This window comes from Psychrobacter sp. LFX-11D, from assembly GCF_904846475.1.
GTDB classification, from domain to species: Bacteria; Pseudomonadota; Gammaproteobacteria; order Pseudomonadales; family Moraxellaceae; genus Psychrobacter; species Psychrobacter cryohalolentis.
The window spans coordinates 58320-69975 of the sequence record NZ_CAJHAV010000015.1 but is presented as its reverse complement, the minus strand read 5'-3'; the positions used below and the strand labels follow the sequence as shown (position 1 = coordinate 69975).

Annotated in this window: 12 protein-coding genes and 1 pseudogene; 6 read left to right on the top strand and 7 right to left on the bottom strand. The window is 41.3% G+C overall.

What is annotated here, in order from left to right; all coding sequences use genetic code 11:
- Positions 1-106 (top strand): annotated as a pseudogene (locus JMX75_RS10945) (IS1595 family transposase); the annotation flags it as partial.
- Between the two features lie 184 nt (positions 107-290).
- Complete coding sequence (locus JMX75_RS10940) at positions 291-1565, top strand: hemolysin family protein (protein ID WP_201532335.1); 1275 nt, start codon at positions 291-293, stop codon at positions 1563-1565.
- Between the two features lie 218 nt (positions 1566-1783).
- Here the strand turns inward: JMX75_RS10940 and JMX75_RS10935 are convergent, their stop codons facing one another.
- Positions 1784-2542, bottom strand: coding sequence for a YggS family pyridoxal phosphate-dependent enzyme (locus JMX75_RS10935; protein ID WP_227673089.1), 759 nt, complete (start codon positions 2540-2542; stop codon positions 1784-1786).
- A gap of 315 nt (positions 2543-2857) precedes the next feature.
- Between JMX75_RS10935 and JMX75_RS10930 the strand changes: the two genes are divergently transcribed.
- Positions 2858-3910: a type IV pilus twitching motility protein PilT gene (locus JMX75_RS10930; RefSeq protein WP_011512665.1), complete on the top strand. Its 1053-nt coding sequence runs from the start codon at positions 2858-2860 to the stop codon at positions 3908-3910.
- A 158-nt stretch (positions 3911-4068) separates the two neighbouring features.
- Positions 4069-5190: a PilT/PilU family type 4a pilus ATPase gene (locus JMX75_RS10925; RefSeq protein WP_133103813.1), complete on the top strand. Its 1122-nt coding sequence runs from the start codon at positions 4069-4071 to the stop codon at positions 5188-5190.
- A 111-nt stretch (positions 5191-5301) separates the two neighbouring features.
- On the opposite strand, the gene fur is transcribed toward JMX75_RS10925, so the two are convergent.
- The gene (gene fur, locus JMX75_RS10920) at positions 5302-5736 is read right to left on the bottom strand and encodes a ferric iron uptake transcriptional regulator (protein WP_011512663.1); all 435 of its coding nucleotides are present in this window, start codon (positions 5734-5736) and stop codon (positions 5302-5304) included.
- Between the two features lie 324 nt (positions 5737-6060).
- Between fur and JMX75_RS10915 the strand changes: the two genes are divergently transcribed.
- Entirely contained in the window at positions 6061-6477 is a 417-nt protein-coding gene (locus tag JMX75_RS10915) for an outer membrane protein assembly factor BamE (RefSeq protein ID WP_201532334.1), read from the top strand.
- Between the two features lie 25 nt (positions 6478-6502).
- On the opposite strand, the gene JMX75_RS10910 is transcribed toward JMX75_RS10915, so the two are convergent.
- The 4 genes from JMX75_RS10910 to JMX75_RS10895 all read right to left on the bottom strand — a co-directional run bounded on the left by JMX75_RS10910 (position 6503) and on the right by JMX75_RS10895 (position 9640).
- Positions 6503-6907, bottom strand: a complete 405-nt coding sequence (locus JMX75_RS10910) for an RnfH family protein (RefSeq protein ID WP_201532333.1) — start codon at positions 6905-6907, stop codon at positions 6503-6505.
- The gene (locus JMX75_RS10905; RefSeq protein ID WP_201532332.1) at positions 6895-8037 is read right to left on the bottom strand and encodes a hypothetical protein; all 1143 of its coding nucleotides are present in this window, start codon (positions 8035-8037) and stop codon (positions 6895-6897) included. The genes JMX75_RS10910 and JMX75_RS10905 overlap by 13 nt, the downstream gene beginning before the upstream one ends.
- 256 nt (positions 8038-8293) lie before the next feature.
- Positions 8294-8962, bottom strand: a complete 669-nt coding sequence (locus JMX75_RS10900) for a c-type cytochrome (RefSeq protein ID WP_201532331.1) — start codon at positions 8960-8962, stop codon at positions 8294-8296.
- A 342-nt stretch (positions 8963-9304) separates the two neighbouring features.
- Positions 9305-9640: a c-type cytochrome gene (locus tag JMX75_RS10895; RefSeq protein ID WP_011512658.1), complete on the bottom strand. Its 336-nt coding sequence runs from the start codon at positions 9638-9640 to the stop codon at positions 9305-9307.
- A gap of 411 nt (positions 9641-10051) precedes the next feature.
- On the opposite strand from JMX75_RS10895, the gene yihA reads away from it, so the two are divergent.
- The gene (gene yihA / locus JMX75_RS10890; RefSeq protein ID WP_011512657.1) at positions 10052-10822 is read left to right on the top strand and encodes a ribosome biogenesis GTP-binding protein YihA/YsxC; all 771 of its coding nucleotides are present in this window, start codon (positions 10052-10054) and stop codon (positions 10820-10822) included.
- A gap of 106 nt (positions 10823-10928) precedes the next feature.
- On the opposite strand, the gene JMX75_RS10885 is transcribed toward yihA, so the two are convergent.
- Positions 10929-11633 carry an HAD family hydrolase gene (locus JMX75_RS10885; protein ID WP_201532330.1) on the bottom strand — a complete coding sequence of 235 codons (705 nt, stop codon included), beginning with the start codon at positions 11631-11633 and terminating at the stop codon, positions 10929-10931.
- Positions 11634-11656 lie beyond the last annotated feature (23 nt).

Sequence of the window (11656 nt, the reverse complement as noted above, 5' to 3'; positions counted from 1 at the left end):
GCATTTCCATCTGTTTTTAAAGGAATGTGAGTGGCGTTTTAACTACAGTGATCCAAAACGTCAATTACATCAGCTAAAACAATGGGTTAAACAGGAACTGAACTAGTTATCTAGGACAGCCCCTAATAAAATTGTTTTATAATTAGCTGGGTGCTTGCCCAGCTTTTTTAGTTTTTGTGCCTAATTAAACGCTAATAACTAAATGTCTTTCACCTCAAAACCTACCAATTATTATCTTTCAATCATTACTGTAAATCTATCTACCTTACCTATTTCTATCCGAGTATGTCATGAGCTTGCTAACCGCTGGTGTGTTTATTTTTATATTAATTGCGCTAAGCGCTATCGTTTCTAGTTCGGAGCTGGCGCTTGCCTCCGCCCGTAAAATCAAGTTACAAGTCATGGCCAAGGAAGGCGAAGTACGAGCACTCGATGTACTCAATATGCAAGAGCAACCCGGCAGCTTTATTACCGTGGTACAAGTGGCGCTCAACGCGGTGGCTATCTTAGCAGGGGTCATTGGCGAGTCAGCCATTAGTCCATATTTACAGCAGCTTTTTGGCAATGAGACTGCCGCGTCCGTGGTGTCATTTATCTTAGTCACCAGTGTGTTTGTGTTGTTTGCAGACTTGATGCCCAAGCGCTTGGCTATGTCCAACGCTGAACCTATCGCGGTCAAGATGGTACGCCCGATGATATTCTTCATTTTTATCTTTAAGCCGATTATTTGGGTGTTTGATGGGGCGGCAAATTTACTATTTAAACTCATAGGCGTGTCAACCGTACGCCAAGATGAAATGACGTCAGAGGATATTTATGCGGTGATGGATGCAGGTGCGGAAGCCGGCGTCATTAAGCGTCAAGAGCATCACTTGATCGAAAATATCTTTGAGATGCAAGAGCGAACCGTAACCTCAGTCATGAATCCGCGCGAGCATATTGTCTATTTTGATACTAAAGCCAGCACCGAAGAAGTGGTTGCTGTGATGATTAAGCAGCCGCATAATAAATTCTTGGTCTGTAATGACGATGACTTAGAACATATCATCGGTTATGTAGAGTCGCGCAGCTTTCTAGCCTCAGTACTTGAGCAGCAAGAAGTGTGTTTAACAGACAAAGCGTTGCTAAAACCTGCTCTGTTTATTCCCGATACATTATCGTTGTTTGAAGTATTGGAAACATTTAAATCAACGGGTGCAGATTTTGCCGTCATTGTGAATGAGTATGCATTAGTGGTTGGGGTGATCACACTTAAAGACGTAATGAGCATCGTGATGGGCGAGTTAGTCACCTTAGAGGAGCAACCGATTGTCCAGCGTACAGATAACTCTTGGCTAATTGATGGCATGACGCCCATTGAAGATGTGATTCGCTCATTGGGCATGGTCAATTTACCACATAGCCAAAATTACGAAACCATTAGCGGTTTTATGATGTATATGCTGCGTAAAATTCCTAAAAAGACAGACTGTGTCGAGTATGCCAATTATCGTTTTGAGATTATCGCTACTGACAATCTTAAAATAACTCAGCTACTGGTGACAAAATTTGAAGATGTGATTTAATACGTAATGTAATTTATGAGTACTGTCAGGGTTGGCTTTATAATAATTTTTATCCTCAAGCGTGCGTACTATAGTCAATTCCAAATAAAACAGATACGTTATATTCCAACGCAGTACTGGTATAAATTTTTCTAGCGTGCTGTGACTACGCTGACAGAGGCTGCATAAAATTCATCCCAGTCCTACTGTATCGTTTTAATACTGAATTCACTATTACATCAAGCACGCGCACCAAATATCGCAGTACCAACACGCACCATGGTCGTGCCACTAGCAATCGCATCAGTCATATCATCACTCATACCCATACTCAGCGTATCCCATTGACTAAGCTCAGGATGGGTACGCTTAATGTCGTCAAATAGTTGTTTGGTGCGCTTGAAAGCATCTGTGTTTGCCTTAGCAGGAATAATCATCAACCCGCGCAATTGCAAACGCTCATAATTTTTAATTGCTGTTAACAATTCTGGAAGCTGCTCTGGCAGACATCCCGACTTACTGTCTTCATTATCAATATTAATTTGGATCAAAATGTTTAAAGGTGGCAGCTCAGCAGGACGTTGGTCGTTAAGACGCTTGGCAATAATGTCACGCTCAAGCGTTTGTACCCAATCAAAATGCTCAGCAATATCACGGGTTTTATTACGCTGGATGCTTCCAATATAGTGCCAGACAATATGCTTACATCCTACTTGCTCACGTAGCAACTCTATTTTTTCAATCGCTTCTTGTAGATAGTTTTCACCAAAATCATGCTGACCTTGACGCGCCAATGTTGCCACCATCTCAGCAGATTTGGTTTTGGACACCGCAAGCAAAGTTACACTGCTCGGCGCTCGCAACGTTTGTTCGCATGCCTGTACCACTTGCGTCTTTACCTGCTGCCAGTTCTCAGTTAGATGTTGAACTTCTGCTTCATCATTATTGCTAAGATTGATTGCGACATTTTTAATTACTTGCTGAGAAGACATATTCATAAAAACTCTTGTTGATATATTGAGTTCGAAATAAAAGAGAGCTGATTGTATCGATGCTTTATTACTATGCGAAAAATCAGTCAGTCTATTTTTGCATTTTATGCAGTTAGTAGATGGTTAAATCAGTACAGTCTTGTTATGATATTGTTACATGGTTTAACATATGCTACTAAAAGCTCTAGCAATAGTAACAATTATAGTGACGCCTAACCTATTTAAATGAGGTTGGCTCAAACAATGTCATAGAACCTTGCTTATCGCCTGCTTTCTATGTTGATTTTGGCACACTTTATTTATTAATAGGAATATCCGATTATGGCTGAACAAAATTTAAGCATTGAAGACTTGCTGCGTTTTACTGTCAAGCATAAGGCTTCAGATTTACATATTTCAGCCGGTATGCCTGCGATGATTCGAGTTGATGGTGAGATGACTCGGATTAATATGCCAGATATGAGTCATAAGGTAGTTCATCAGCTCATTTATGACATCATGAATGATAGACAACGTGCCGACTTTGAAGAGTTTTTTGAAACGGATTTTTCTTTTGAGATTCCAAATCTAGCCCGTTTTCGGGTAAACGCATTTAATCAAAATCGCGGTGCAGGCGCCGTCTTTCGTACGATTCCCTCAAAAGTTCTAACGATGGAAGATCTAGGTATGGGCGAAGTGTTTAAACGTGTTTCAGACTTTAAACGTGGCGTGGTATTGGTCACTGGTCCAACCGGCTCAGGTAAGTCGACTACGCTAGCTGCCATGATTGATTATATCAATGAAACCCGTAAAGAGCATATCTTGACCATCGAAGACCCAATTGAATTTGTTCATGAGTCCAAAAAGAGTTTGATTAACCAGCGTGAAGTCCATCGCGATACCTTGGGGTTCGAGCCAGCATTGCGCTCAGCGTTACGTGAAGATCCGGACGTTATTCTGGTTGGTGAGCTACGAGATCTTGAGACCATACGCTTAGCGCTCACTGCCGCTGAAACCGGTCACTTAGTTTTCGGCACTTTGCACACCAGTTCCGCTGCCAAAACCATTGACCGTGTTATTGACGTCTTCCCTGCTGCTGAAAAAGACATGATTCGAGCGATGCTATCAGAGTCACTACAAGCGGTTATCTCGCAAACATTGTTACGTCGTCAAACAGGCGGGCGAATTGCCGCCCATGAGATTATGTTAGGTACGCCCGCTATTCGTAACTTAATACGAGAAAATAAAATCGCTCAAATGTACTCTTCTATCCAAACTGGTGCTGGTGATGGCATGATTACTCTTGATCAAACTCTTAAAAATCTTGTAGCGAGAGGCACAATTAGTAAAGACGTTGCACGACCTTACGCTAAACAGCCTGAAGCATTTTTATAATGTAAATGATATCAGTAATTTTTTCTAAACGAATATAGTACTAATTGCAGATTTTTGAGCAATCATCCTTTAAATTCACTGTCATTTTTCGCAAAAAAGTTTATTGAAACAGGTTTCACTCTATTTATTGCACATTTTCTTGCACATATAGGTACGTTATGGACATTGATAAACTTTTACAATTGATGATTAACAAAAACGGCTCTGACCTTTTTATCACTGCTGATGTCGCCCCTTCCATGAAAATCAATGGCAAAATACTGCCGGTTGGTAAAACGCCTTTAACTGCTGAGCAGACTATGAGGCTGGTTAAAGGCGTCATGACAGTCAATCAGCAAAAAGAGTTTGATGAGACCAACGAGTGCCAGTTTGCGATTACTGATCAGGCGCAGCAAGCACGTTTTAGGGTTAGTGCCTTTATACAACGTGATATGGCAGGGATGATTTTACGGAAAATCGAAAATAATATCCCTACTGTCGAGGAGCTACGCCTGCCACCCTCCCTAAAAGAGCTGGCAATGAAAAAGCGTGGTATTATTTTATTAGTAGGTGCAACCGGTACGGGTAAATCAACTACCCTTGCGGCAATGATAGGACACCGCAATCAAAACTCGCATGGTCATATTATTACCATAGAAGATCCTATCGAGTTTGTCCATAAGCATCGTGGCTGTATTATTACCCAGCGCGAAGTCGGTATCGATACCCACTCTTTTGAAGCCGGTCTAAAAAACACCTTGCGCCAAGCGCCAGATGTGATTTTGATCGGTGAGATTCGCAATCGTGAAGTCATGAGTTACGCGATTCAATATGCTGAAACGGGGCATTTGGTATTTGCAACGTTGCACGCCAATAATGCTAACCAAGCAATTGATCGCATTATTCACTTTTTTGAGACCAGTCGCCATAATCAGTTGTTTATGGATTTATCGCTTAACTTACAAGCCATTATCGCCCAGCAGTTGATTCCAACGCCTGACGGCAAAGGACGCCGGGCTGCTATCGAAATCTTGCTAAACTCACAGCTGATCAGCGACTATATCCGCAAAGGTGAGGTGCACGAAATCAAAGATGTCATGACACGCTCACGTGATAGCGGTATGCAGACATTTGACCAAGCACTGTTTGATCTATATGAAAACGGTGAGATTACTTATAAAGAAGCGATTCTTCATGCAGACTCGCCTAATGATCTGCGCTTAAAAATCAAACTCAGCAGCAAAAATGGCGTGGCAAACTTGGATGAAGGCGCGGACAGTTTATCGTTAGATATTACTTAATGATGTATTTTTAACCATAGTTATTATTTTTTATGCCTAAGAAACCGTTATAAAAAAGCCCTCATCATATATAAGGGCTTTTTTAATTTTATCTCATCGATAAGTTAATGCTTACTTGACGCTGTCCTTACAGGCTTGGTCATCACAGATACCATATAGTACCAATGAGTGACCTGATAACTTAAAGCCATGCTCTGCTGCTACTTTAAGCTGTTCTTCTTCAATCACTTCATTATGAAATTCGACAATCTTACCGCAATTATCACAAACCAGATGGTCGTGATGCTCTTCTTGAGTAATCTCAAACACGGATAAATTGTTTTCAAAGTTATGACGCTCGACAATACCTGCCTGCTCAAACTGAGTCAGCACGCGATAAACAGTCGCTAAACCCACATCTTCGCCTTGCTCAATTAGCGCCTTGTAAACCTCTTCTGCGCTCATATGATGCAGCTTTGCACTCTCAAGCAGCTCTAGAATTTTGATACGCGGTAACGTTACTTTTAGACCCGCTCTACGTAAGTCTTGATTGGTAAAAGAAGCCATAATATCCCTTCTGACTATGAAAGTCTTAGCAAATAAGTTCAAAAAACATAAGGTAAATAATCATTAGTAGTGATGAATGGGTAATTGCAAAAAATTATCCTCATACAAAATCAGTCACTATCAAATGTATTTCCAGTACATTTTTTCTAAAAAAAATGATTATAAGTATATGAATTTAAAATATTAATAATAAATGATGCCAGCGCACATTTGGTAAATAATGTCGTAAGTGGTAGGCAATTGCAAGTAAATGACGTATCATTTATCCAAGATTGTCGGTAAGACCAGTATCTACTGTGCTTAGCCGTACCTAACCCATTTTTTATGAGTCATCTTACCATGATAAAGACCCTAAATTTACGTCCGTTTCATTCTTCAAGCGCATTACGCAAGATTGTCATTACCAGCATATTGGGCGCCGCTGTTACCATGTCTGGCTGCTCGTTACTGAGTGTTTATAAGATTGATTTGCCACAAGGAACGCCTATTACTCAAACCCAAGCGCAAAAATTACAAGTGGGTATGAATCAAAATCAGGTACTTTATCTTCTTGGTAGTCCAGCCATTAGAGATACCCTAGAGCCGAACCGTTGGGACTATATTTATGACTATCAATCAGGGACTGAAGGTCAACGTAAAGGTATCGCTGACGTTAAAAACGCCAGTCAGCATCTAAAAGTATACTTTGATAATAATGGCATAGTGACTCGCATTCAGGGTTTAGAGTCTCTACCTAAATAATCGCTTCGATAGTGAGCTTTAATCCTCAAACTCGAGATTTACTTTTGCGCTGAGACATAGGATCAGCGCTTAAGCTTCTATATACCTCTATCCGATCAAAAGGCTGCAATTGATAGTTAAGTGGCTGTTTTTGCGCATAGATGCCAACGTGCCAACGTTTGGCTGTCGGCACTGCCACATCAATCACCTCATCGCACCATTTTGCTAGTCCTTCAAACTGTATCAACCAACCAGCTTGCTTCAATGCTGCATATAAGGTTGTGTCATCAGCTACTGACAAGGTTAGATAATGCTGACTCTGTGCATCTTCAGCATAGGCTAAGTATACCGTTATCATAATAGATTGTGGAACAGTGCCTTGCTGAACGTTGTCTTGTTGAGCACTATCCAGTTTATTAACCTGAATCTCATCAGCTGTTAGCTTAACCACTGCATCACCCAACCTATCAAGGCTAATAAGAGTGCTACGGGCACAATCAAACGTATCGCCACACGCCATAAATTATAAAAAGCTTCATTGCCAAAGTTTAAAGACTTACGCAAGTGACTGATTTTCATCTGCCATCCTGTAAAAACTGACAATAACAATACGGCTATCGTACTGATAATAACCAGTATACCTACCAGCCAAATAGTCGGTATGGCAACGACCAACACTATCGCTATGACAGCCGTTATGATCAAACTGACTAGCAGTCCAAACTTATGTGCGAGCTGCTGCGTACTATAATGTAGCAAGTAACTGGCGACAAAAATCACCCCTGCCCAATACAGTAGCTGTCCGATTGGTGGTAGCGTCATACCACTGATAAATAAAGCCACCATCCCTACCAATAATTGTAATATCCAAATCGGTAGCACCAGCTTGGTTGCTCGATATTCGCTTGACGCCTGAGCACGAGAGGGATTTTGAGCATAGTGATTGTCTACGCCCACCGCTGTTACCGCTTGCTTAGTGATACGGTTTTGACCAAACCAATATAAGCCTGTACCTGCGCCAACACTGACAAGTGCTAGTGCAACTGCTCGTGCCCATTCTCCTAAGCTGATATTGGTCATCGCAAAGGTAATATTTGGCAAACCGTTTGCTACCCCAAATATCAATCCAATAAGCATTAATCCCAAACCAATTGGTAAGGGTGTCACACCCAACAAGCTTAACAATGCGGCAATGACCATCAAGCCTGCGGCAACCGCAAAGCTTGGCACTTCAGGTGTGCTATTTAAGTCTGTAAGTGCAGTCAATATACCCGTGCTAGCACCTGATATCACAAGTGCTGCAATGATTATGGCTACGAGGGCAGCAAGCCAACCAAAGCCACGCCACAAGGCGCTGGCATCTGCCTCTCGAGTGAGCTTTTGCATACCCGCCAAAGGTGCTTCAGCACTACGATAAGCCAATGCTATCTCAGCATAAATGACCGGTAGCGAGACCAGCACCATAGCCAATAGCCACAACAGCCAAAAATCAATCTCTCCTATTGACGCCGGTGCAAACCAGCGAAAAAGCAATAATGGGAGCAGCGCTGCAATAAAATAAGAAGCATAGCGAATCATCATAATTTATATCCAAGCGATTCAAGGTGAGTAACATTGAGTAATATTAGTTAAGCATAAATAGCTTTTAAGCTTTTAATCGTCAAATTGATATATAGGCGATTTATTTTTATAAAGTAAAGTACTACTAATATGCCATTATATAAGGACTGACAGTTATAAAAAAACCCCGAAATCGGGGTTTAATAACTCAGTTAAAACGGATACAAGCAGCGCTCTTATCGATAATGTGAATAAAGCAAACCGACTTTATCTGATATTAGTGAATAGCACTCACATAATCTGACAAGATACGGATATCACGATCTGACAGTTTAGAAGCAACGGTCTGCATCATGCCCATCTCGCCTTCTTTTGCAGCATCATTGACACGCTTTTGCTCGTCGCTATCGATATCATCTACACGACCAGCGGCACGGAAAAGCTTTAACTGGGTGGCAATATATTCAGCATGCTGTCCACCTAAACGTGGAAATGCTGCCCATACGTTACCCGCTGCGTCTGGACCATGACAGCCCGCACAACCGATGACACCGCGTGACTTATCACCACCTAAAAATAACTTGCTGGCTTCTTGCGTGGTTGCAGGATTACCGAACGCCACACCCCAAGGTTTCTGGCTTGAGTAATAACCTGCAACGTTAGCTAAATCTTGCTGCGACAAATTCGCCACTTGCGACTGCATGATACCGTTTTTGCGGTAGCCTGCTTTAAAATTGATCAATTGCTTATATAAATACTTAACATTTTGACCACCAAGATTGGGCTGGGCGGGCACAGGGCTCACACCATCAACACCATGACAAGCAGCACAGACAGTTTCTGCAATTTGTTTGCCGGCATTAAGATCATATTCAGGAACAGTGATAGCAGCTTGTACGCTGAAACTTGCAACACATAAGCTGGCGGCAGCGATTAACTTTTTCATTGATACAAATCCTACTAACTCGATGTAAGCATTGTTTAGAGTGATTGCATTATGTAGACGCATTATATTCACAAAGCCATTATTTAGTTGCTAAGCCGTATATTCTATCGTCTTTATCACAAGCAGCACGAAAGTACTTACTAATATCAGGGTTTATTTTGGATTATTATAGCAAGACTTTTTACTATTTGCCTACTTAATCGTAGCATTGGGTAGTTTTCCCCTTCACTAACTCAATCTCTGGTTTATAAAGGGCAAAAAGCGCAAAAGGTTCTAGACCCTTGCGCCTTATTTATATGTCTTAGCAAATAGCTAATAAAGATTTAATAGATGTTTGGCTAATTATTTGCTCATATACTCAATCAGCTTACGATAGTCATCATTGCTACAATCTTCGCACAACCCACCAGCTGGCATCTGAATCATACCATTTTTAACCGAACTAATAAGTGCAGGCATGCCTTTTTGTTTTATTAGCTGCTGCCACTTGGCACTATCGCCTTTTTTAATCGCATTCAAGGCACCGCTGTCATGACACGCAGCGCAGGACTCATTATAAGTCGTTGCAGTACTAGCCGCCCCTGCACCAGTTATCATGGCTGCACTAATGATAAGCGCGCTAACACTGCTGGCTAAAAAGCGATTGCCTTTGGCAAAAATCATGGTCATCGATAACATAAGACACCTCCATTGGCTCATTCGTCCAGACGTTTGCTTCATTGCTTCTGTGCCTTAACATCTGTGAATAAACCTATTCTGATAGAGATTGTAACAATATATGTCAAATTAATATATATGAATATAGTTTAACTTTGTTAATACGCTTGGATAATGAATGGAGAAATGAGTTATTAGCCGCCTATTAATTACATCTCTACTGTAATTAATATGCGGCTAATAACCGTTATTTCAATAACTAAGCGCATTAATAGTATAGAATAGTCAGTAATTTAAAGCCCTTATTTTATGAAAGGTTGATAGTTGGTTATTAGTAGCCAAAGATGCTGTGCTATTGACCGAGCAATGGCAAAATCTTTTACTATTTTATCTAAATTTAAGTATCTAAATTTTAACCGTAATGAGTCATTTATGAGTACCCCGTTCAACGATGTCGCCGCCAAGCATGCGGCTTTTAATACCAAAGCCCGTCAGCGTATTCAGCAAACTGAATTTATGATGTCAGCACCAACCTTTCGCCTGTGTCCTGCAGATATAGGCTTAGAGGTGGCATTTGCTGGTCGCTCAAACGCTGGTAAGTCTTCTGCTATCAATGCGCTTACCAACCAGCGCCAATTGGCACGCTCATCTAAAACGCCTGGTCGTACGCAGATGATTAACTTTTTTAATGTTGGTGATGCTGATAGACGTTTGGTGGATTTGCCAGGTTATGGCTATGCCGCTGTACCGCTTGAGATGAAAAAAGAATGGCAGGTTGAGCTAGAAGAGTATTTGGTATCGCGCTCAAGCCTTGCAGGTCTGGTTCTGATGAGCGATATCCGTCATCCATTGAAGTTCTTTGATGAGCAAATGCTACGTTGGGCAAAAGATGGTGAGCTGCCCGTTCATATCTTGTTAACGAAAGCAGATAAGCTAAAGTATGGTGCCTCTAAAAATGCATTGCTTAATACGCGTAAAAGACTGAAAGAACTGGGTCTGAACTGTAGTATTCAGCTATTTTCAGCCTTAAGAAAAGAAGGGCTAGATGAATTAGCAGGCGTTATGGGCAACTGGTATGAGTATCAGCTTGATGCAGACAAAATTATCGAGTCCTCTTTTGCGTTGCTAGAAGGTGATGAGCTAGAAGACGCAATCGAACAGGATGCGCTTCAAAAAGACAGCTCTCAACAAGACAGCAAATAAATCCCATATCCTTCAATGAAAAAGGGTTTATCGTTATTATCGATAAACCCTTTTTTGTTATCATTTTTTACCATTTAAGCAGATTACCATTTACACCGATTTATATTTAAGCGCATAATAATTGTGCCAACGCTTGTGGCGTGTCCACCTGATATGTAGGCTGCTGTGCGGCAAGCTCGTCGCTGCTGGCGGTACCATAATTAACTGCAATACTGGTCATGCCCAGACTGTTTGCCATTTGAATATCATAAATGCTATCACCGATAAATACGGCATCAGAGATTTGCTGTTCGGTATATTGCAAAATATCCGTCAGCATTTGTGGGTCAGGTTTGGAGCCTGCTTCATCCGCACAGCGCGTCATAACAAAATAATGATGGCTATCTGAAGCGTCCAAAACACGATCTAGACCCTTACGTTTTTTACCTGTCGCAACTGCAAGCTGACGATTTTGCTGCTGCAAGGTTTGTAGCATATTTTCTATCGGCGCAAAGAACGGTGTACGCTGGCTGTTAGCAATATAATAATCTGCGTAACTTTGTTGAATTAGCAGTTTTTGCTCATCGCTTGAATACGGATATAAAAGCTCAATGCCCTTCATTAAACTTAACCCGATAATATCTTTGACGGCCTTATCGGTTGTCTTGAAGCCATGTGCCTCACCTGCTATATGCATAGCTTCAACAATCAAGCCAATCGAATCCATTAGCGTACCGTCCCAATCAAATATGATTAAGGTCTTATCGGCTAAATGATGCGGGTTGGCTGACTGAGAACTCTGAGCAGGAATCATTGTAGTAGTTTGGCTCATAAATAGACCTTCATGAATAATCA

Excerpts from the sequence above, each read along its gene's own strand:
- JMX75_RS10915 (WP_201532334.1), top strand. The coding sequence starts at position 6,061 with ATGAGTCATCTTACCATGATAAAGACCCTAAATTTACGTCCGTTTCAT.
- JMX75_RS10940 (WP_201532335.1), top strand. The coding sequence starts at position 291 with ATGAGCTTGCTAACCGCTGGTGTGTTTATTTTTATATTAATTGCGCTA.
- JMX75_RS10935 (WP_227673089.1), bottom strand. The coding sequence starts at position 2,542 with ATGAATATGTCTTCTCAGCAAGTAATTAAAAATGTCGCAATCAATCTT.
- JMX75_RS10905 (WP_201532332.1), bottom strand. The coding sequence starts at position 8,037 with ATGATGATTCGCTATGCTTCTTATTTTATTGCAGCGCTGCTCCCATTA.
- JMX75_RS10895 (WP_011512658.1), bottom strand. The coding sequence starts at position 9,640 with ATGTTATCGATGACCATGATTTTTGCCAAAGGCAATCGCTTTTTAGCC.
- JMX75_RS10900 (WP_201532331.1), bottom strand. The coding sequence starts at position 8,962 with ATGAAAAAGTTAATCGCTGCCGCCAGCTTATGTGTTGCAAGTTTCAGC.
- fur (WP_011512663.1), bottom strand. The coding sequence starts at position 5,736 with ATGGCTTCTTTTACCAATCAAGACTTACGTAGAGCGGGTCTAAAAGTA.
- JMX75_RS10885 (WP_201532330.1), bottom strand. The coding sequence starts at position 11,633 with ATGAGCCAAACTACTACAATGATTCCTGCTCAGAGTTCTCAGTCAGCC.
- JMX75_RS10930 (WP_011512665.1), top strand. The coding sequence starts at position 2,858 with ATGGCTGAACAAAATTTAAGCATTGAAGACTTGCTGCGTTTTACTGTC.
- JMX75_RS10925 (WP_133103813.1), top strand. The coding sequence starts at position 4,069 with ATGGACATTGATAAACTTTTACAATTGATGATTAACAAAAACGGCTCT.
- yihA (WP_011512657.1), top strand. The coding sequence starts at position 10,052 with ATGAGTACCCCGTTCAACGATGTCGCCGCCAAGCATGCGGCTTTTAAT.